This is a genomic window from Pseudomonas sp. DD1 (genome assembly GCF_044510355.1).
GTDB lineage: Bacteria > Pseudomonadota > Gammaproteobacteria > Pseudomonadales > Pseudomonadaceae > Aquipseudomonas > Aquipseudomonas shahriarae.
The window spans coordinates 192,477-211,511 of record NZ_MSAJ01000022.1 but is presented as its reverse complement, the minus strand read 5'-3'; the positions used below and the strand labels follow the sequence as shown (position 1 = coordinate 211,511).

Below are 19,035 nucleotides of genomic sequence, written 5' to 3'. Positions count from 1 at the left end.
CACAGACTATGAGCGATATCCCTGCCGCACTACGTTTTGCCGAAAGCCACGAATGGGCACGCCTGGAAGCTGACGGCAGTGTGACCGTCGGGATCTCCGATCACGCCCAGGAAGCATTGGGTGATGTGGTTTTTGTTGAGTTGGCTGAGGTGGGCAAAGTGTTCGCTGCAGGCGACGCAGCAGGCGTTGTGGAGTCGGTGAAGGCTGCTTCGGATATTTATTCACCAGTGTCGGGCGAAGTGATTGCGGTCAACGAGGCCTTGGCCGATGCCCCTGAGTCGCTCAATGACAAGCCGTACGAAGCCTGGATCTTCAAGGTCAAGCCAAGCAATGCCGCCGAACTGGACAAGCTGCTGGATGCCGCTGGCTATAAAGCCGCCATCGGCGAGTAACACCGCCCCCTGTAGGAGCCGGCAAGCCGGCTCCTGCAAAGGTCAGGGCTTGAGCGCCTGCTTCACCGCTGCGACAGCACGCTCCACATCCGCCTTGGTCATCGCCGTAAACATCGGCAACGACACAATCAAACGCCCGACTTTTTCCGCTACCGGGAACATGCCTTCCCTGAATCCCTGTGCCCGATACAAACTCAGCAAGTGGATCGGTGGGTAGTGATAGCCGATGCCCACGCCCTGAGCCTGCATGCGCTCCATAAACGTGGCGCGGGCCGGCAGGCCATCCCCACGCTCAGGCAGTACCAGTTGGAACAGGTGCCAGTTGCTGTTTTCAAAGTCCGCAGGCGGTAATTGCGCGCCGTACGTTGTCTCGAAATCGCTACCAAAACACTCGAAATAATGCCGGGCCAGCGCTTGGCGATGGGCAGTTATCTGCTCGATATGGGCAAACTGGCCCAGGCCAATGGCGGCGGCGATATCGGTCATGTTGAACTTGCCGCCCAATACATCCACGTCCAGGCCATCAAACCCGCTGCGGGTCACGCCTTGCAGGCGGTACTTCTCCGCCAAGCGCGCTTCCTCAGCATTGTTCAATACCAGGCAACCGCCTTCGGAACAGGTGATGTTCTTGTTCGCCTGGAAACTGAACGAGACAAAATCCCCGGTGGCGCCAATGCGCTGGCCATCCCAACGGGAGCCCAGCGCCTGGGCGGCATCCTCGATGATCCGCAGACCGTACTTGTTGGCCAGCGCGTAAAGCATCGGCATGTCCAGCGGCAGGCCGGCCAGGTACACCGGAATGATCGCCTTGGTGCGCGGCGTAATAGCCGCTTCCAGTCGGGCCAGGTCGATATTGCGGGTCACCGGATCAATATCGGCAAACACCGGCGTGGCGCCCACCTCCAGAATCACATTGGCCGTTGCCACCCAGGAAATCGGCGTGGTGATCACTTCATCCCCCGGCCCGACACCGGCGATGCGCAAGGCAATCTCCATGGTGCAGGTGCCGGAGTTGAAGGTGCGTACCGGCCGGCCGCCAAAATAGTCCGACAGCTGCGTTTCGAACGCCTGCACCTTGGGCCCGCTGGTGATCCAGCCGGAACGCAACACATCACCGACCGCCGCGATGGTGGCTTCATCAATGGTAGGCTTTGAAAACGGCAGGAAGGGCAGTTGGCTCATGACGTTGAAGGCATCCGTTTTAAGAAGAACTAAGAATAAAAGCTCATATCAACCCCGGTATCGTCGCACGGGGCAACTGAATATAGCCTGTCGTCCGTGAACGAATCGTCGAACGACGAGCGCAAAAAAGCCGCTTCACAAGCGGCTTTTTTGCGTGTCGTGTATTACTCGGCGGCGATGGCGTTCTTCGCCAGGATGGCGTTGGCCAGTTCCATGTCAGTGGCCTTCAGGCCGGGGTTGTCGGCACGCACTTTCTGCATGGCGGCTTCCAGGTAAGGGCCACGGATGCCGCCGTCGCTGGCGACGAAGCTACCGGCGTCGTCCTGGGCGGCGACTACCAGCTTGTGGTCCTTGAAGGTCAGGTACGTGGAGCCGGTGGTGGCGCCCGATGAGATGACATTACGCCAGAAGCTATCGGCCATGGCCGATCCAACTGGGAGAGAGAGCACGGCGAGGGTGGCGACAGCATATTTGAGACGCATGATGGGTGACTCCGACTGGGTTATCTGAACGGTTTGATTGTAGATAACCCAGCCTAGTTCCATGACGGACTAAACAGTTTCGATCCGTAAAATCACGCCGTCCTGACCAATCACCCGTACTTGAGCCCCTACAGGCGCATCGGGGCCGGTGACCATCCAGACGCCGTCACCGACCTTGATCTTGCCCCGACCGTCGATAATTGCCTGATGCACCACAAAGGTGCGGCCAACCAGCTCCGATCCGCGCATATTCAGCCCTGGCTGGTCGCTGGCCTTGGCACTGCTGCGCTGGCGCTTCCACCAGTACACCGCCGTCAGTATGGACAGCACGGCAAACAGCAGCAGTTGCAGTTCCAGCCCAAGCCCCGGAATCAGGAACTTGAGTACGCCAACGGCCGCCGCCGCGATCCCCATCCACAGCAGATAACCGCCGGCACCAAACACTTCAAGAATCAACAGCACCGTGCCCAGCGCCAGCCAATCCCAGAACGACAGGTGTTGCAGGAATTCCCACATGGTGCCGGCCTCAGGCTTTCTTGTTGTCGAAGGTAGCCTTGACGATTTCGCCGATGCCGCCCACCGCACCGATGACCTGGCTGGCCTCCAGCGGCATCAGAATCACTTTGCTGTTGTTGGCCGAGGCCAGCTTGCCCAGGGCATCAATGTATTTCTGCGCGACAAAGTAGTTGATGGCCTGCACGTTACCGGTGGCAATCGCTTCCGACACGACCTGCGTAGCGCGGGCTTCCGCCTCGGCCTGACGTTCACGGGCTTCGGATTCGAGGAACGCGGCCTGACGACCCCCTTCAGCCTCGAGGATCTGCGCCTGTTTCTTGCCTTCAGCGGTCAGGATTGCAGAAGCCCGCAGGCCTTCGGCTTCGAGGATCTGGGCACGCTTGATCCGCTCGGCCTTCATCTGACCGGACATGGCAGCCATCAAGTCGGCAGGCGGGCTGATGTCCTTGATCTCGATACGGGTGATCTTGATGCCCCAGGGAGCAGTGGCTTCATCGACCGTGCGCAGCAGCTTCTCGTTGATGCCGTCGCGCTGGCTGAGCATGGCGTCCAGCTCCATGGAGCCGAGCACCGTACGGATATTGGTTTGCAGCAGGTTGCGGATCGCATGTTCGAGGTTGTTCACCTCGTACGCCGCCTGGGCGGTGTTCACCACCTGGAAGAAACACACTGCGTCGATCTGCACCGTGGCGTTATCGGCGGTGATCACTTCCTGAGGTGGAATATCCAGCACGCTTTCCATGACGTTGATCTTGCGACCGATGCGGTCCATCACCGGAATGATGATATTCAGGCCCGGCTTGAGCGTATTGGTGTAGCGGCCGAAGCGCTCCACTGTCCACTGGTAGCCCTGGGGTACGACCTTGAAGCCCATGAACAGGATGGCGATGGCCAAGCCTACGAAGAGAAGAAGCACTGTTCCGATCTGCATAACGATTCCTTGTCTGGTGGTGGCGGTAACGCGAGGTCTGTCGATTGTAACGGGCTTGTCGCAGATAAGAACGGTTTACTCGTTCGCAGGCGTGACCCTTAACACTTCTTCCAGGGTGGTCAGCCCCGCCGCAACCTTGTGGGCGCCCGACAATCGCAGGCTGTGCATGCCGCCCTTGAGCGCCTCGCGACGCAAGGCCTGCAGATCGGTATCGGCGCTGACCAGGGCCTTCGCCGCGTCATTCATCAGCATGATCTCGTAGACCCCGATGCGTCCACGATAGCCACTTTCCCGACACTCTGCGCATCCGTTGGCCCGGTATACGCTGGCGGGGGGCGGCGTGCAGGACTGGGTGGCGCTGCGCCAATCGTCCTGGTTCAGTGCCACCGGGCTTTTACAGTGCGGGCACAACCGGCGCACCAGACGCTGGGCCATGACCCCAATTAATGTGGCCTTGATCAAGTAATGGGGGATGCCCAGTTCCAGCAGGCGACTGATCGCGCTGGGGGCGTCGTTGGTGTGCAGGGTCGACAGCACCAGGTGGCCGGTCAATGCCGCCTGGATCGCCATTTCAGCGGTTTCCAGGTCGCGGATCTCGCCGATCATGATGATGTCCGGATCCTGGCGCATCAGCGCGCGGATGCCGCTGGCAAAGGTCAGGTCGATATTGTGCTGGACCTGCATCTGGTTGAAGGCGGGCTCCACCATCTCGATCGGATCTTCCACCGTACACAGGTTGACCGTGCGGGTCGCCAGCTGCCGCAGGGTGGTATAGAGCGTGCTGGTCTTGCCTGATCCGGTGGGACCTGTGACCAGGATGATACCGTTGGCCTGGCCGGTCATATGTTGCCAGCGCTGCAGGTCATCGGCCGACAGTCCCAACTGCGGGAAGTCCTGAAGCAGCACCTGGGGATCGAAAATCCGCATCACCAGCTTCTCGCCGAAGGCCGTGGGCAGGGTCGCAAGGCGCAGTTCCACTTCGATACCCGTGGGCGTCTTGGTCTTGACCCGGCCGTCCTGGGGTTTGCGCTTCTCGGCGACATTCATCCGGCCGAGGCTTTTCAGGCGGCTGACCACGGCGGTCGTGACCTGGGGCGGAAACTGATAGACATCGTGCAGCAACCCATCAATACGGAAGCGCACGCGGCCCTGGTCGCCGCCGGGTTCGATATGGATATCGCTGGCGCGCTGGCCAAAGGCAAATTGCAGCAACCAGTCGACAATGTTGACGATGTGCGCATCGTTGGCATCGGGCTCCTGGTCGCCGGCACCCAGGTGCAGCAGTTGTTCGGCAGGGACCGCCGTGGGGGTGGTCTGGTCGGCCCCGCTGACCGACCGGGCCAGCCGGAAGAACTCCTGGGTACAACTGCGGATCGTCTGGGGGTTGGCCAGTACGCGCTTGATCGAGCGTTTCAACACGTGGGCCAGGCCGGCCTCCCACTCTCGCAGGTACGGTTCGGCACTGGCCACCGTCACGCTGTCGCGATCAAGGGCGACGGCAAGGATATGGTGGCGCTGGGCGAAGGCGTGGGACATCAGGGGCACCATGCTTGCTACGTCGATTTTCAGCGGGTCGATGCGCAGATAGGGTTGCCCCACATGACTGGCGAGCCATTGCGTCAGTTGCTCCAGGGACAGCGCCATGCCGGGCCGGGCGGGATCGGGCAGTGACTGATTGGCAAGCAATTCCAGCGGGTGCAAGCCATTGCCCGGGGTGCGCCGCAAGCGCTCGGCCAGGGCGTTGTCGAGCATGCCGTGGGCGGTGAGGGCGGGCAGCAGTTCGTCGAGGCAAAGCCTGCGATCCTGAAGTTCTGGCGCAGCGGGCATGGTGGTTTCCTGGGCGGTTTCAAGTGGTAGCGCCAAGGCTAGTCCGGTCCTGGTTGCTGTCGCCCCGAGGGTTGTTGCCGCTTTTTACTGCGCCACTGCCTGTACGGTTTGCAGCCTCGTGGATTCAACGGGTTGCAGTTCGAGCGAGCACACGCTGATCAGGTTACGAAGTTTTTCGCCGATCACCTGGGCGCGGTGCCAGCTCAGGCCATCCATCACCACGTCGATGTTCAGCAGGTCTTCGTCGCGTGTCACGCTCACCTGTTGTGGCACCAAAAACTGCAAGGCGAAGTAATTGAGGATCCGACACAGCACATCGGGTTCAGCCTCGGCGAGGATCTGATAGCGCGCCTGGCAATGGCTGTTGCTGACTGCCCAGGCGTCGAGGCGCGTGGCTGGGCTGGCGGGGACTGAATGCATGGCCGTTCTCCGAGTTTGACTGGAGAAATTTTTACATGGGCTGTGGGGTATTTCTTATCCATGTTGGAGTGATATGCCTTATAAATGAATCAGGTAATTCGCAGAATATGGATTGAAAGGTATTTTTATGCACAGTGAGTTGGATATCTACGACCGCCGGATTCTGGCGCTGCTCCAGGAAGACGCATCGCTCTCCAGCGCGCAGATTGCCGAACAGGTCGGCCTGTCGCAGTCGCCCTGCTGGCGACGGATCCAGCGGCTCAAGGAGGAGGGGGTGATTCGAGGCCAGGTGACGTTGCTCGACCGCAAGAAAATCGGCCTTAACACGCAGATCTTTGCCGAGGTCAAACTCAACGCCCACGGGCGTTCCAACTTCACGGAATTCACCGAGGCGATTCGCGGGTTCCCGCAAGTGCTGGAGTGTTATGTGCTGATGGGGTCGGTGGATTTTCTACTGCGCATTGTCACCTCGGATATCGAGGCATATGAGCGTTTCTTCTTCGAGAAACTGTCGATGGTGCCGGGGATACAGGAGGTCAACTCGATTGTGGCACTGTCGGAGATCAAGTCCACTACCAGTCTGCCAGTGTTGCGGTGAGAGGGCGGGTGTCATCGCGGGCAAGCCCACCTTCAAACCGGTCTACTTTAGAAAGCTCGGTCAAATGTGTGTGGGCTTGCCCGCGAAAGCAATCTTACATGCGCAACAAGGTCTTCCAGGCACGGTTCTGATACACCGCAATCACCTGATGCATCCGCGCATCCAGCGACTCATCGGTGATCGGCTGGTTGGCCAGTGCCGCCAACTTGTTCAGTTCACCGTACAAGCGATCCAGTTCTGGAACCTCCAGCAGGTGACGGGCATGGTGCAGCCAGGCCTGCAGACGCTCGATGCGCGGCAGTTGCTCGGCCAGGTCTTCCGGCTGTTGCTGGTAGCGCGGCAGGCGCAGGGCGACGGCTTCGTCGGCCAGCAGACGTGGCAGCCAGTTGGCGACCTGGGCCGCACCTTGGCGGTTGCCGCGCACATTGCGCTCCAGGGTCCAGGTGCGGGCCAGCAGCCAGCGGGACGTGTTCAGTGAGAACAGGCCCCAGCGCACGTCGGTCAATTCTTCGAGGAACTGTTCCGGCGCGGCCTTGCGCACGTCTTCATCGTCTTCACCGGCCTGGACCAGCGGGCGCCAGTCTTCCAGCAGGGCGTCGAGGGCGCTGCGCAGTTCGCTGGTGGATTGGCGTGGCGCGGCCTGGCCAAGGCTGCCGATCAGGGCGCGCATTTCGGCGAGGTTGTCTACCCAGTCCTGCAACAGGCGCCAGTGCCCGTTGAAACGGTACTGTTCGGCCAGGCGCTGGCTGCTGCCCAGCAAATGCCAGGTCAGCGCGGCGAAGGCGTCGTCCAGGGGCATTTCTGGTTGCAGTTGCGGGGCCGGCAGGCTCAGGGAATAGCTGTTGGCGTCGAACAGGCGATAACCGCGCTCGGCCTTGCTGATATCGCAGGGCATCAGCGCCAGGGTCTGGGCCAGTTCGGCAGCCAGTTCCAGCAGGGCGGCAGGTTCGCCTTCGCGCAGCTCCAGCTCCAGCTCGCAGATTTCTTCCTTCTGCTTGCCGGCAATCACATGGCCCAGGTCCAGGGCGGCTTCGATCACCACCTTGGCCTTGCCACGGCCCCAGGCGATCTCGGCACGTTCACGCACGAAGTCGGTGGTGAAGATCGGCTTGAGGGTCTTTTTGTCCAGCTCGGCCAGTTGCTCGGGCCAGCATTCGCCGTCGAGTTTTTTCACGTCGAGCTTGGCCTTGGCCAGTTTCCAGTCGTATTCATTACGCTCCGACAAGCCGGCAACGCTGTGGCCGCGGGTCTTGAGGGTCTGGATCACTTCGTCGCCATCCTTGCGCAGGCGCAGGGCAACCTTGGCCTGGGCCAGGTCGCGCTCGGGGGTGTCGAAGTACTGGTTCATCAACTCACGGCGTTCCCAGCCACTTTTGTTGCGTTTTTTCAGGAGCGGGTGCTCACGCAGCGCGGCGAGGGTCTCGCGGCTGACGCGGAGCTTGATTTCGGTTTCTTTTTGCATGGCCGGAACATCCAGGATCGGGAGTGCAGCCGGGAGAATAGGTGGCTGCCAAGGTCGTGCAGTGTACAGGACTGAGCCGGGCAACGTGCCGCAACGGGTTTATTGTGCAGCGCAGATGGTTCTATGATGGGTTTCATCTGTGGAAGTTGAGAGACAGCGCATGCCTTTACCGTCCATGAAAGAACAATTTGCCGCCCTGATTGCCGCGCCCTCTGTCAGTTGTACCCAAGCGTCTCTCGACCAGACCAACCGCCCGGTGATCGACTTGCTTGCCACCTGGCTTGGCGACCTGGGTTTTGCCTGCGATATCCAGCAAGTCAGCCCCGGCAAATTCAATCTGTTGGCCAGCTTCGGCAGCGGCCCCGGTGGCCTGGTGCTGGCGGGGCACAGCGATACGGTGCCGTACGACGAAGCGCTGTGGCAGACCGATCCGCTGAAGCTGACGGAAGTCGACGGCCGTTGGGTAGGGCTGGGTAGTTGCGACATGAAGGGGTTTTTCGCGCTGGCCATCGAAGCGGTCCTGCCGCTGTTGGATCAACCGTTCAAGCAGCCGCTGCTGATTCTCGCCACCTGTGATGAAGAAAGCTCCATGGCCGGCGCCCGCGCCCTGGCTGCAGCCGGACGCCCGCTGGGGCGTGCCGCGGTGATTGGCGAGCCCACAGGCCTCAAGCCGATCCGCCTGCACAAAGGCGTGATGATGGAGCGCATTGATATCCTCGGCCGCAGTGGCCATTCGTCGGACCCGAGCCTGGGCCACAGCGCCCTTGAAGCCATGCATGACGCCATGGGTGAGCTGCGCGGCCTGCGCCTGGCCTGGCAGCGGGAGTACCGCAACCCACAGTTCAGCGTGCCCCAGCCGACCTTGAATTTTGGCTGCATCCACGGCGGCGATAACCCCAACCGCATTTGCGGCCAGTGCTCCCTGGAGTTCGACCTGCGGCCCTTGCCCGGCATGGATCCCCAGGTGTTGCGCGAGGCCATCCGCCAGAAACTGCGGCCCATCGCCGAGCGCCATCAGGTGCAGATCGACTACGCGCCGCTGTTCCCCGAAGTGCCGCCCTTCGAGCAGCCTGAAGACGCCGAACTGGTGCGGGTCGCGGAACGATTGACCGGTCATCGTGCCGAAGCAGTAGCGTTCGGCACTGAAGCGCCTTATCTTCAGCGCCTTGGTTGTGAAACCCTGGTACTCGGCCCTGGGGACATCGCCTGCGCCCACCAGCCGGGCGAGTACCTTGAAATGTCACGCTTGACGCCTACAGTGCGTCTATTGCGGGAATTGATTGAACATTACTGCCTCAAGCCTGCATAAATTAACCCCATTGCATCCCGTACTTAAAAGGAGAGCGAGCGTGTCGCCAAGCCTGTTCCGACGATAACCATCAGCCCGCTGTGCGTTTAGCGATTCATCCTTTTTTGGCTGCTTTTTATTACAGGCCCAGGTTTTATGCCCGAATACGTCAATTGGCTTCGTCACGCTTCGCCCTACATCAATGCCCACCGTGACTGCACCTTTGTGGTCATGCTGCCGGGTGATGGTGTAGATCACCCCAACTTCGGCAATATCGTCCATGACCTGGTGCTGCTGCACAGCCTCGGCGTGCGCCTGGTACTGGTGCATGGTTCGCGCCCGCAAATCGAAACCCGCCTCGCCGCTCGCGGCCTGACCCCGCATTACCACGATGGGATGCGCATCACCGATGCCGCGACCCTGGAGTGCGTGATCGACGCGGTCGGCCACCTGCGTATCGCTATCGAAGCGCGGCTGTCCATGGACATGGCGTCCTCGCCGATGCAGGGCTCGCGCCTGCGGGTGGCCAGTGGCAACCTGGTGACCGCGCGGCCTATCGGCGTGCTGGACGGCATCGACTACCACCACACCGGCGAAGTGCGCCGGGTCGACCGCAAGGGTATCAATCGCCTGCTCGACGAACGCTCCATTGTCGTCCTGTCGCCCCTGGGCTATTCGCCGACCGGGGAGATTTTCAACCTGGCCTGTGAAGATGTGGCCACCCGCGCTGCCATCGACCTGGGCGCCGACAAGTTGCTGCTGTTTGGCGCAGACCTGGGCCTGATCGACGAAAACGGCCGGCTGGTGCGCGAACTGCGTCCCCAACAAGTACCGGCGCACCTGCAGCGCCTGGGCAACAATTACCAGGCCGAACTGCTGGATGCGGCGGCCGAGGCCTGTCGTGGGGGCGTAGGGCGCAGCCATATCGTCAGTTATGTCGAGGACGGTGCGCTGTTGACCGAGCTTTTTACCCGCGACGGCGGCGGTACGCTGGTGGCCCAGGAGCAGTTCGAGCTGGTGCGTGAGGCGGCGATTGAAGATGTCGGCGGCTTGCTGGACCTGATCAGCCCGCTGGAAGAACAGGGCATTCTGGTACGCCGCTCCCGGGAAGTGCTGGAGCGGGAAATCGAGCAATTCAGCGTAGTGGAACGCGAAGGCATGATCATCGCCTGCGCTGCGCTGTACCCGATTGCCGACTCGGATGCTGGCGAACTGGCGTGCCTGGCGGTCAATCCGGAGTATCGCCATGGCGGCCGTGGCGATGAGCTGTTGGAGCGCATCGAAACCCGCGCCCGCACCCAAGGCTTGAAGACCTTGTTCGTGCTGACGACCCGCACCGCCCACTGGTTCCGCGAGCGCGGCTTTGTGCCGAGCAGCGTGGATCGCCTGCCGTCGGCGCGGGCCTCGTTGTACAACTTCCAGCGTAACTCGAAGATCTTCGAAAAGACCCTGTAAACACGGTATTCGGTACACCCAATACCTAATGTGGGAGCGGGTTTGCTCGCGAAGGCAGTGTGTCAGTCAGCGCATTTATTGACTGGCACACTGCCTTCGCAAGCAAGCCCGCTCCCACATTCTTTGTCCGGGTTTATTCTTTGATGAATTTTCCGGTCACATAGGCCGAATAGTCCGGTAACACGGTCTCTACTTTCCCTTGTTCCTTAAGAAACTTCGCCGTCTCCCCAATGGCCTTGGCTGTCCCACCATTGAGCAAGGCGTCGGTTCGCTGCGCCTGTGCATCGGGGAAGGTGCTGCCTTCCAGCAGTTCGGGGATGTCTGCGGCGTTTGCGCCGGTCAACCGGGCGATCTTTTGCACCGGGGCGGAATCCACCGTCCAGCTGCTTTTATTGGCTGCATAGTCGGCAAACGAATCCAGGGTGATCTTGGCAAACTTGGCCACGACCTCCGGATGTTTCTCGGCAAAGTCCTTGCGCACTACCCACACCTCGAACGTCGGCGCGCCCCATTGGCCCACCTCGGTGGCGTCGGTCAACGTCTTGCCGGTCTTGCGGATTTCTCCCAGGGCCGGCGACCAGACAAAGGCGCCGTCGATATCCCCGCGTTTCCAGGCTGCGGCAATTTGCGCCGGTTGCAGGTTCACCACTTTCACCTGGCGGGTGTCCAGGCCCCAGTGTTTCAAGGCCCCGAGCAGGCTGTAGTGGGATGTGGAGACAAAAGGAGTGGCAATGGTTTTGCCGATCAGGTCCTTGGGTGCGTCAATTTGGCTACCGTTACGCACTACCAAAGCTTCAGAACTATTGATTTGAGCCGATACGATGAACGCCACAATGGGTAGATTACGGGATGCGGCGGCCGCCAACGGGCTGGAGCCGAGATTGCCGATCTGCACATCGCCTGAGGCAATCGCGGTGATGACTTCCGGGCCACTGTTGAAGCGGCGCCAGTCGATTTTCTCGCCAATGGCTTGTTCGTAAAGGCCATCGGCCTGGGGCACTTTGCTCGGATCGATGCCGGTCTGGTAGCCGATGGTGAGGTTGGCTGCCTGCACGCCAATAGAAAGTGTAAGCGATAGTAAAACTGTAACAAATTGACTAGAGGATGCGCGTTTGGCCATGATGGCGTCGCCTTTTTGATCGTGAGTGACGTGTGCGGGATTCTGCTCACACTAAACGATCTAAAAAATGGCCAACAAATACCCTTTAGGAATTAGCTTATGGAGCGATACCCCACTGCGGGCTGGTTGCTCCATGGAAGGTGTTATTCCTGAATGGTATGAAAAAGGATGAAATAATTCTTTTTGGGTGTATGAAAAACTCATTACCCTGCAAGGACCAAATCAACTGCGGTTAGACGAAAGTAGTAGACACACAAGGTTACGATTGACTTGTCAGTCACTATCTGGCGCTAATCGCGCATCTGTGGATCGAGGGCGTCAGACCCGAGACCAAAGAACTACAAAAATTAGAAACGAGAGGAGCGGTACATGAAGAAGTCCACATTGGCGTTCGCCATCGCGGCTGGGGTTTTGGCTCAGCAAGCAGGCGCCGCTGGTTTTGTTGAAGACACCAAGGCATCCGTCAGTTCTCGGACCCTGTATTTTGATAACGATCAACGCGAAGGCGGTGCTGACCAGCGCGAAACGGCCACTGGCCTGAAGTTCAACGTCCAGTCTGGTTTCACTGAGGGCACAGTTGGCTTTGGTATCGATGCCCAGGCATTGGTCGGCTTTCACCTGGACGGTGGCCGTGGTCACCACCCAGACAGCAACTCCTTTGTTCCAAGCGACACCGACGGTTCGGCCGTGAGCAGTTGGAGCAGCGCAAGCGCCAACGTAAAAGCTCGCTTCTCCAAGACCGAAGCCCACCTGGGTGGCGCTCTGGCGCCAAACCTGCCGGTCGTGATCGCAAGCGATGGTCGTCTGCTGCCACAAACCTTTGACGGTGGCACTATCACCTCCAAAGAAATCGACAATGTAACGTTCAACGCCGGTCAGCTTGAGCACGCTACCGGGCGTGCTTCGACCAACAGCACGGGCCTGTCTGTTGCCGGTGCTAGTCAGGAAAGCAACCAGTTCCGTTATGGTGGTGCTGACTGGAAGGTCACCAAAGACCTGACCTTGCAGTACTACTACGCCAACCTGGAAGACTTCTATAAGCAGCACTTCCTGGGTCTGGTTCACGTCTACCCGATCACCGAAGGCCAGTCGTTCAAAACCGACGTGCGCTACTTCGATAGCAGCTCCGACGGTAAGAACGGTCAGGCTGGCTACCAGTTCAACAACAATGGTGGTTACGCGAAGGATGCTGGCGAGGTTAATAACAAAACCTGGAGCGCCATGTTCACCTACTCCCTGGGTGGCAGCGCGTTCATGGTCGGTCACCAGCGTGTCAACGATGACGGCGGTTTCGTTTGGTTGAACCAGGGCGGTGTGGTTGACGGCAATGGCCGTAACGAAGGTGCCGGGGGTTCCAGTTTCTACCTCTTCACCGACAGCATGATCAACTCCTTCGTACGTGCGGGTGAAAACACCACCTTCGGCCAGTACTCCTATGACTTCGCTGCATTGGGCGTTCCAGGTTTGAAAACCTCGATTGCTTACCTGCATGGCGACAACATCAAAGCCAAGAACGGTGGCAGCGATCAGTCCGAGTGGGAACGCGATATGCGTGTCGACTACACCATTCAACAGGGCGCGCTGAAAGGTTTCGGTACTACGCTGCGTCATGGTGTCTACCGCGGTAGCGGTACCGGCATTCAGGATCAGGATCAGACTCGTCTGATCTTTAACTACACTTACAGCTTCCTGTAAGCCAAGTTAAGAAAAAACCTCGCGATAAACGCGAGGTTTTTTTTTGCTCGTTTTGCACAAGTCAGGCTCACCCCCGCAAGCCCTTCCTGAATCCCTCTTTTTTACAGCGTCTCAAGGCCTTCTCGAACCTTGGGTGCATGTTGGTCTACGCCTCTGCCGCGGTCCAGTGAACAGACTTTTAATATTCCTTTATCGTCTAAATAAATTGATATTTATTCTTTTTAAAAATTATTCAGCACAGGCACAGTGGTTCCCATAAGCACTCATCAGGAGCCACACCATGAGCCTCAGACTGGGCGATATCGCCCCCGACTTTGAACAGGATTCCAGCGCTGGCAAGATTCGTTTCCACGAGTGGCTGGGCGACAGCTGGGGTGTGTTGTTTTCCCACCCGGCGGACTTCACCCCGGTGTGCACCACCGAGCTGGGTTTTACCGCCAAGCTCAAGGACGAGTTCGCCAACCGTGGGGTCAAGGCCATTGCCCTGTCGGTGGATCCGGTGGACTCCCACCACAAGTGGATCGAGGACATCAACGAGACCCAGCACACCGTCGTCAACTTCCCGATCCTGGCCGATGCCGACCGCAAGGTCTCGGACCTGTACGACCTGATCCATCCCAATGCCAATGACACGCTTACTGTGCGTTCGCTGTTCGTGATCGACCCGAACAAAAAGATTCGCCTGACCATCACCTACCCGGCCAGCACCGGGCGTAATTTTCACGAAATCCTGCGGGTCATTGACTCGCTGCAGCTGACCGACAACTACAAGGTCGCGACGCCGGCCAACTGGCAGGACGGTGATGAGGTGGTGATCGTGCCTTCGCTCAAGGATGAGGAAGAGATCAAGAAACGCTTTCCCAAGGGCTATCGTGCGGTTAAGCCCTATCTGCGGCTGACCCCACAGCCCAACCGGTAACCCGAATCCAATGTGGGAGCGGGCTTGCTCGCGAATGCGGTGGTTCAGCAAGAAATGTGCTGACTGATACGCCGCAATCGCGAGCAAGCCCGCTCCCACAAGTTAATCGCATTTCAGGACTCACATAGCAGGGGTTTTCAGGCCGTTTCGACGGCCTTTTTTTTCGCCCGCCGAATGCTCTTTCTCATATGCAATTTAAGAATAAACAAATGAATAAATAAGATTTATAGATATATAAATCTGCTGATATGGTCTGTTCCATCTTGGCGCCATCGCTGCACTGCGAACCGCCGACACTTGCTCAAGGAAACTCCAGATGCTGGTCGTAACACTTGGTGGCAGTCCCAGTCAGCGTTCCCGCTCCGGGGTCTTGCTGGATCATTCCCGGCGCTGGTTGCAGCAGCAAGGCGTGGAAGTGGTGAGTTATCAGGTGCGGGACTTCCCGGCCGAAGATTTGCTGTATGCCCGCTTTGACAGCCCGAAGGTGCTCGACCTGCTGGCCCAAGTGGCCAATGCCGATGGTCTGGTGATTGCCACGCCGGTGTACAAGGCCTCGTTTTCCGGCGCGTTGAAAACCGTCCTCGACCTGCTGCCGGAACGGGCCCTGGCCCACAAAGTGGTGTTGCCCATGGCCACCGGCGGCAGCATTGCCCACATGCTGGCAGTGGATTACGCCTTGAAACCAGTACTGTCGGCGCTGAAAGCCCAGGAGCTGCTGCACGGGATTTTTGCCGAAGACAGCCAGATCGCCTACGGCGAAGGCAGTGCCCAGGCGCAGTTGGTGCCGATCCTTGAGCAACGCTTGAGCGAAGCCCTGGAGCAGTTCTACAGCGCCATGGCTCGCCGCCCGCAACCGCTGGACCCCCATGTGTTGAATGAACGTTTGTTGAGTGCTCGCTGGAGCATCTAAGCCGAACCCGAATACCAGAAACCCTCACCTTACTCAGCCGCCAACGGCCAAGCAGGTGCAGCCACAATCCTCATCGTCAATTTGGAGAGCGCCATGCGCACTGTCATCTTGCGTCGGGGCCTGGTCGCACTGTTTGCTGCGGCTGTGTCCTTCGGCGCCATTGTTCAAGCCCAAGCCGCAGAAACCCTGCGGATCGGTTATCAGAAGTACGGCACCCTGGTGCTGCTCAAAGCCAAGGGCACCCTGGAAAAACGCCTGGCGGACCAGGGCGTGAACGTGCAGTGGACCGAATTTCCCGGTGGCCCGCAGTTGCTTGAAGGGCTGAATGTGGGCTCCATCGACTTTGGCGTCACCGGCGAGACTCCGCCAGTGTTCGCCCAGGCCGCCGGTGCCGATCTGCTCTACGTCGCCTACGAACCGCCAGCGCCGACCAGCGAAGCCATCCTGGTACCCAAGGACTCGCCGATCACATCGGTGGCCGAGCTCAAGGGCAAGAAAGTCGTGCTCAATAAGGGCTCCAACGTGCATTACCTGCTGGTGCGCGCCCTGGAAGACGCGGGCCTGAAATACACCGACGTACAGACCGTATTCCTGCCACCCGCCGACGCCCGTGCCGCCTTCGAGCGTGGCAGTGTCGACGCCTGGGTCATCTGGGACCCGTACCAGGCGGCTGCCGAGAAGCAACTGCAAGCCCGCACCCTGCGTGACGCCACCGGCATTGCCGATAACCACCAGTTCTACCTGGCCACCAAGCCTTACACCGAAAAACACCCCGAGGTGATCAAGGCGCTGATTGAGGAAGTGCGCGCCGTGGGCGAATGGTCCAAGGCCAACCCCCAGGAAGTCACTGAGCAAGTCGCACCGCTGCTCGGCCTGCCGGCGGACATCACCCTGACTTCGGTGAAGCGCCAAGGCTACGGCGCGCTGTTTCTGACCCCGGCAGTGGTCGCCGCCCAGCAGAAAATCGCCGACAGCTTCTACCAACTCAAATTGATTCCCAAGCCCTTGAGCATCAAGGACGTGATCTGGACGCCACCTGCGAGCGTTGCCAAAGCGCCGTAATCCGATTTCTTCAGGAGACAACTCCATGAGCCTCACTATTTTCTGGTTCCTGCCTACCCATGGCGACGGCCATTATCTGGGCACCGCTGAAGGCGCTCGCGCCGTGGATCACGGTTATCTGCAACAGGTGGCCCAGGCCGCTGATCGCCTGGGCTTTGGCGGGGTGTTGATCCCTACCGGACGCTCCTGCGAAGACTCGTGGCTGGTGGCCGCCTCGTTGATCCCGGTGACCCAGCGTTTGAAGTTTCTTGTCGCTCTGCGCCCCGGGATCATTTCCCCGACGGTGGCGGCGCGGCAGGCGGCGACCCTGGACCGGCTGTCCGGTGGCCGGGCGCTGTTCAACCTGGTGACCGGCGGTGATCCGGAGGAGTTGGCCGGCGACGGTCTGTTCCTCAGCCATGAGGAGCGTTACCAGGCCTCGGTGGAATTCACCCGCATCTGGCGTCGCGTGCTGGAAGGCGAAACCGTGGACTACGACGGCCAGCACATCAGCGTCAAAGGCGCCAAGCTGCTGTACCCGCCGATCCAGCAACCTCGGCCGCCGCTGTACTTCGGCGGATCTTCCGAAGCGGCCCAGGACCTGGCAGCCGAACAAGTGGAAATGGTCCTGACCTGGGGCGAACCGCCGGCTGCGGTGGCGGAAAAAATCGAACAGGTGCGGGCCAAGGCGGCCAAGCTCGGGCGCACTGTGCGCTTCGGTATTCGCCTGCATGTGATCGTGCGTGAAACCAACGAGGAGGCATGGAAAGCCGCCGACAAACTGATCTCCCATCTGGACGACGACACCATTGCGCGAGCCCAGGCATCCCTGGCGCGCTTTGATTCGGTGGGCCAGCAACGCATGGCCGCCCTGCATGGTGGCAGTCGCGACAACCTCGAAGTCAGCCCCAACCTGTGGGCCGGCGTCGGCCTGGTACGCGGCGGTGCCGGCACGGCGCTGGTGGGCGACGGGCCGACCGTGGCGGCGCGGGTCAAGGAGTACGCGGACCTGGGCATCGACACCTTTATCTTCTCCGGCTATCCCCACCTGGAAGAGTCGTACCGGGTCGCGGAGCTGCTGTTCCCGCACCTGGATATCGAACGTCCCGAGCTGCCGAAAAGCGCCGGCTACGTCAGCCCGTTTGGCGAAATGGTGGCCAACGACATTCTTCCCAAAGCCGCGTCGCAGAGCTGAGGCGCCGTCATGAACAGTCAACGGATTTTGCATCGACTGGCACCGTGGGCGCTGCCGATCCTGTTGCTGGCGGTGTGGCAGTTGTCGGTGTCGGCGGGCTGGTTGTCGACACGGATTCTGCCGGCCCCCAGCGCGGTGATTGCAGCCGGGGTGCACCTGGTCAGCAGCGGTGAAATCTGGACGCACCTGGCCATCAGCGGCTGGCGCGCCGGCCTCGGTTTTGTGATCGGCGGCGGCATCGGCCTGGCCCTGGGGTTTATCACCGGCCTGTCGAAATGGGGTGAGCGCCTGCTGGACAGCTCGGTGCAGATGATTCGCAACGTGCCGCACCTGGCGCTGATCCCGCTGGTGATTCTGTGGTTTGGCATTGATGAAACGGCGAAGATTTTCCTGGTCGCCCTCGGCACGCTGTTCCCGATCTACCTCAACACCTATCACGGTATCCGCAACGTCGACCCGGCGCTGGTGGAGATGGCACGCAGTTATGGTTTGTCGGGCTTCAGCCTGTTTCGCCAGGTGATCCTGCCCGGGGCCTTGCCCTCGATCCTGGTGGGGGTGCGTTTTGCCCTGGGCTTTATGTGGCTGACGCTGATCGTTGCGGAAACCATCTCTGCCAGTTCCGGTATTGGCTACCTGGCGATGAATGCCCGGGAGTTCCTGCAAACTGACGTGGTGGTGCTGGCGATTGTGCTGTACGCGGTACTCGGCAAGTTGGCGGACCTTGCCGCGCGTGGCCTGGAGCGGGTTTGGCTGCGCTGGCATCCGGCCTATCAAGTGCATAAAGGAGGTGCGGCATGACCGCCCAACAACCTCCACGTCTGCTGCGGGGCATCCCGCTGGCAGTGCGCACGTTGCGCAAGGCATTTGGCGCGCGGGAAGTGCTCAAGGGCATCGACCTGCATATTCCGGCGGGTCAATTTGTCGCCGTGGTCGGGCGCAGTGGCTGCGGCAAAAGTACCTTGCTGCGCCTGCTGGCCGGCCTGGATGAAGCCAGCAGCGGCGAGTTGCTGGCCGGCTCTGCAGCGTTGAGCGAAGCCCTGGAAGACACGCGGCTGATGTTCCAGGAAGCGCGCCTGCTGCCGTGGAAAAAGATCATTGATAACGTCGGCCTGGGCCTTAAGGGCAACTGGCGACCCCAGGCCCTGGAGGCGTTGGAAGCGGTCGGCCTGGCCGAGCGTGCCGATGAATGGCCAGCGGCGTTGTCCGGTGGCCAGAAACAACGGGTGGCCCTGGCCCGCGCCTTGATTCACCAACCGCGCTTGTTGCTGCTGGATGAACCCTTGGGCGCGCTGGATGCCCTGACCCGGATCGAGATGCAGCAACTGATCGAGAACCTGTGGCGCAAACACGGCTTTACCGTGTTGCTGGTGACCCATGACGTCAGCGAAGCCGTGGCCATTGCCGACCGGGTGATCCTGATCGAAGACGGCGAAATCGGCCTCGACCTGCACGTCGAACTACCGCGCCCGCGGGTCCGTGGCTCCCATCGCCTGGCGGCCCTGGAAACCGAAGTGCTTAACCGTGTGCTGTCACTGCCCGGCACGCCGCCTGAGCCGGAACCTGTTTCACCGTTGCCTACGCAGTTGCGTTGGGCGCACTAAC

General features: G+C 60.2%; 19 protein-coding genes. 11 read left to right on the top strand and 8 right to left on the bottom strand.

Annotation, left to right across the window (positions count from 1 at the left end):
* Positions 1-8: 8 nt before the first annotated feature.
* On the top strand, positions 9-392 hold the full coding sequence (gene gcvH, locus PSFL_RS14265; RefSeq protein WP_057440440.1) for a glycine cleavage system protein GcvH: 384 nt from the start codon (positions 9-11) through the stop codon (positions 390-392).
* A 42-nt stretch (positions 393-434) separates the two neighbouring features.
* Here the strand turns inward: gcvH and PSFL_RS14260 are convergent, their stop codons facing one another.
* The 6 genes from PSFL_RS14260 to PSFL_RS14235 all read right to left on the bottom strand — a co-directional run bounded on the left by PSFL_RS14260 (position 435) and on the right by PSFL_RS14235 (position 5,750).
* Positions 435-1,574, bottom strand: coding sequence for a DegT/DnrJ/EryC1/StrS family aminotransferase (locus tag PSFL_RS14260; protein ID WP_397470191.1), 1,140 nt, complete (start codon positions 1,572-1,574; stop codon positions 435-437).
* 164 nt (positions 1,575-1,738) lie between these two features.
* Entirely contained in the window at positions 1,739-2,056 is a 318-nt protein-coding gene (locus PSFL_RS14255) for a DUF2388 domain-containing protein (protein WP_057440438.1), read from the bottom strand.
* 69 nt (positions 2,057-2,125) lie between these two features.
* Positions 2,126-2,572 (bottom strand): NfeD family protein, encoded by a 447-nt coding sequence (locus PSFL_RS14250; protein ID WP_057440437.1) that lies wholly within the window; start codon positions 2,570-2,572, stop codon positions 2,126-2,128.
* A gap of 10 nt (positions 2,573-2,582) precedes the next feature.
* Positions 2,583-3,503, bottom strand: a complete 921-nt coding sequence (locus PSFL_RS14245; RefSeq protein ID WP_027608388.1) for an SPFH domain-containing protein — start codon at positions 3,501-3,503, stop codon at positions 2,583-2,585.
* Positions 3,504-3,578: 75 nt separating this feature from the next.
* A complete protein-coding gene (locus PSFL_RS14240; RefSeq protein ID WP_115129239.1) occupies positions 3,579-5,330 on the bottom strand; it encodes a GspE/PulE family protein in 1,752 nt (583 codons plus the stop codon).
* Positions 5,331-5,414: 84 nt separating this feature from the next.
* A complete protein-coding gene (locus PSFL_RS14235) occupies positions 5,415-5,750 on the bottom strand; it encodes a hypothetical protein (protein ID WP_057960933.1) in 336 nt (111 codons plus the stop codon).
* A gap of 127 nt (positions 5,751-5,877) precedes the next feature.
* On the opposite strand from PSFL_RS14235, the gene PSFL_RS14230 reads away from it, so the two are divergent.
* On the top strand, positions 5,878-6,348 hold the full coding sequence (locus PSFL_RS14230) for an Lrp/AsnC family transcriptional regulator (RefSeq protein ID WP_057440435.1): 471 nt from the start codon (positions 5,878-5,880) through the stop codon (positions 6,346-6,348).
* Between the two features lie 94 nt (positions 6,349-6,442).
* Here the strand turns inward: PSFL_RS14230 and PSFL_RS14225 are convergent, their stop codons facing one another.
* Positions 6,443-7,810: an inorganic triphosphatase gene (locus tag PSFL_RS14225; protein WP_057960932.1), complete on the bottom strand. Its 1,368-nt coding sequence runs from the start codon at positions 7,808-7,810 to the stop codon at positions 6,443-6,445.
* A gap of 160 nt (positions 7,811-7,970) precedes the next feature.
* Here PSFL_RS14225 and argE point away from each other — a divergent pair, with 160 nt between their 5' ends.
* Together argE and argA are read left to right on the top strand one after the other, a co-directional pair.
* A complete protein-coding gene (gene argE / locus PSFL_RS14220) occupies positions 7,971-9,119 on the top strand; it encodes an acetylornithine deacetylase (RefSeq protein ID WP_169960088.1) in 1,149 nt (382 codons plus the stop codon).
* Between the two features lie 135 nt (positions 9,120-9,254).
* Entirely contained in the window at positions 9,255-10,553 is a 1,299-nt protein-coding gene (gene argA, locus PSFL_RS14215; protein ID WP_032858930.1) for an amino-acid N-acetyltransferase, read from the top strand.
* 133 nt (positions 10,554-10,686) lie between these two features.
* Here argA and tauA read toward each other — a convergent pair whose 3' ends face one another.
* The gene (gene tauA / locus PSFL_RS14210; RefSeq protein WP_057440434.1) at positions 10,687-11,673 is read right to left on the bottom strand and encodes a taurine ABC transporter substrate-binding protein; all 987 of its coding nucleotides are present in this window, start codon (positions 11,671-11,673) and stop codon (positions 10,687-10,689) included.
* 369 nt (positions 11,674-12,042) lie between these two features.
* On the opposite strand from tauA, the gene PSFL_RS14205 reads away from it, so the two are divergent.
* From PSFL_RS14205 to ssuB, 7 genes are all read left to right on the top strand, one after another.
* The gene (locus tag PSFL_RS14205) at positions 12,043-13,368 is read left to right on the top strand and encodes an OprD family outer membrane porin (RefSeq protein ID WP_057960930.1); all 1,326 of its coding nucleotides are present in this window, start codon (positions 12,043-12,045) and stop codon (positions 13,366-13,368) included.
* A gap of 280 nt (positions 13,369-13,648) precedes the next feature.
* The gene (locus PSFL_RS14200) at positions 13,649-14,287 is read left to right on the top strand and encodes a peroxiredoxin (RefSeq protein WP_057440433.1); all 639 of its coding nucleotides are present in this window, start codon (positions 13,649-13,651) and stop codon (positions 14,285-14,287) included.
* Between the two features lie 316 nt (positions 14,288-14,603).
* A complete protein-coding gene (gene ssuE, locus PSFL_RS14195; RefSeq protein ID WP_057440432.1) occupies positions 14,604-15,197 on the top strand; it encodes an NADPH-dependent FMN reductase in 594 nt (197 codons plus the stop codon).
* Positions 15,198-15,290: 93 nt separating this feature from the next.
* Positions 15,291-16,259 (top strand): sulfonate ABC transporter substrate-binding protein, encoded by a 969-nt coding sequence (locus PSFL_RS14190; RefSeq protein ID WP_057440431.1) that lies wholly within the window; start codon positions 15,291-15,293, stop codon positions 16,257-16,259.
* 25 nt (positions 16,260-16,284) lie between these two features.
* Complete coding sequence (gene ssuD, locus PSFL_RS14185) at positions 16,285-17,433, top strand: FMNH2-dependent alkanesulfonate monooxygenase (protein ID WP_057960927.1); 1,149 nt, start codon at positions 16,285-16,287, stop codon at positions 17,431-17,433.
* Between the two features lie 9 nt (positions 17,434-17,442).
* Positions 17,443-18,231, top strand: a complete 789-nt coding sequence (gene ssuC / locus PSFL_RS14180) for an aliphatic sulfonate ABC transporter permease SsuC (protein WP_029289469.1) — start codon at positions 17,443-17,445, stop codon at positions 18,229-18,231.
* A complete protein-coding gene (gene ssuB / locus PSFL_RS14175; RefSeq protein ID WP_115129236.1) occupies positions 18,228-19,034 on the top strand; it encodes an aliphatic sulfonates ABC transporter ATP-binding protein in 807 nt (268 codons plus the stop codon). The genes ssuC and ssuB overlap by 4 nt, the downstream gene beginning before the upstream one ends.
* Position 19,035 lies beyond the last annotated feature (1 nt).

Coding starts and splice junctions, on each gene's coding strand:
- PSFL_RS14250 (WP_057440437.1), bottom strand. CDS start 2,572: ATGTGGGAATTCCTGCAACACCTGTCGTTCTGGGATTGGCTGGCGCTG.
- PSFL_RS14255 (WP_057440438.1), bottom strand. CDS start 2,056: ATGCGTCTCAAATATGCTGTCGCCACCCTCGCCGTGCTCTCTCTCCCA.
- PSFL_RS14240 (WP_115129239.1), bottom strand. CDS start 5,330: ATGCCCGCTGCGCCAGAACTTCAGGATCGCAGGCTTTGCCTCGACGAA.
- PSFL_RS14205 (WP_057960930.1), top strand. CDS start 12,043: ATGAAGAAGTCCACATTGGCGTTCGCCATCGCGGCTGGGGTTTTGGCT.
- gcvH (WP_057440440.1), top strand. CDS start 9: ATGAGCGATATCCCTGCCGCACTACGTTTTGCCGAAAGCCACGAATGG.
- PSFL_RS14225 (WP_057960932.1), bottom strand. CDS start 7,810: ATGCAAAAAGAAACCGAAATCAAGCTCCGCGTCAGCCGCGAGACCCTC.
- argE (WP_169960088.1), top strand. CDS start 7,971: ATGCCTTTACCGTCCATGAAAGAACAATTTGCCGCCCTGATTGCCGCG.
- PSFL_RS14200 (WP_057440433.1), top strand. CDS start 13,649: ATGAGCCTCAGACTGGGCGATATCGCCCCCGACTTTGAACAGGATTCC.
- PSFL_RS14190 (WP_057440431.1), top strand. CDS start 15,291: ATGCGCACTGTCATCTTGCGTCGGGGCCTGGTCGCACTGTTTGCTGCG.
- argA (WP_032858930.1), top strand. CDS start 9,255: ATGCCCGAATACGTCAATTGGCTTCGTCACGCTTCGCCCTACATCAAT.
- PSFL_RS14245 (WP_027608388.1), bottom strand. CDS start 3,503: ATGCAGATCGGAACAGTGCTTCTTCTCTTCGTAGGCTTGGCCATCGCC.
- ssuC (WP_029289469.1), top strand. CDS start 17,443: ATGAACAGTCAACGGATTTTGCATCGACTGGCACCGTGGGCGCTGCCG.
- ssuB (WP_115129236.1), top strand. CDS start 18,228: ATGACCGCCCAACAACCTCCACGTCTGCTGCGGGGCATCCCGCTGGCA.
- PSFL_RS14235 (WP_057960933.1), bottom strand. CDS start 5,750: ATGCATTCAGTCCCCGCCAGCCCAGCCACGCGCCTCGACGCCTGGGCA.
- ssuD (WP_057960927.1), top strand. CDS start 16,285: ATGAGCCTCACTATTTTCTGGTTCCTGCCTACCCATGGCGACGGCCAT.
- PSFL_RS14230 (WP_057440435.1), top strand. CDS start 5,878: ATGCACAGTGAGTTGGATATCTACGACCGCCGGATTCTGGCGCTGCTC.
- tauA (WP_057440434.1), bottom strand. CDS start 11,673: ATGGCCAAACGCGCATCCTCTAGTCAATTTGTTACAGTTTTACTATCG.
- PSFL_RS14260 (WP_397470191.1), bottom strand. CDS start 1,574: ATGAGCCAACTGCCCTTCCTGCCGTTTTCAAAGCCTACCATTGATGAA.
- ssuE (WP_057440432.1), top strand. CDS start 14,604: ATGCTGGTCGTAACACTTGGTGGCAGTCCCAGTCAGCGTTCCCGCTCC.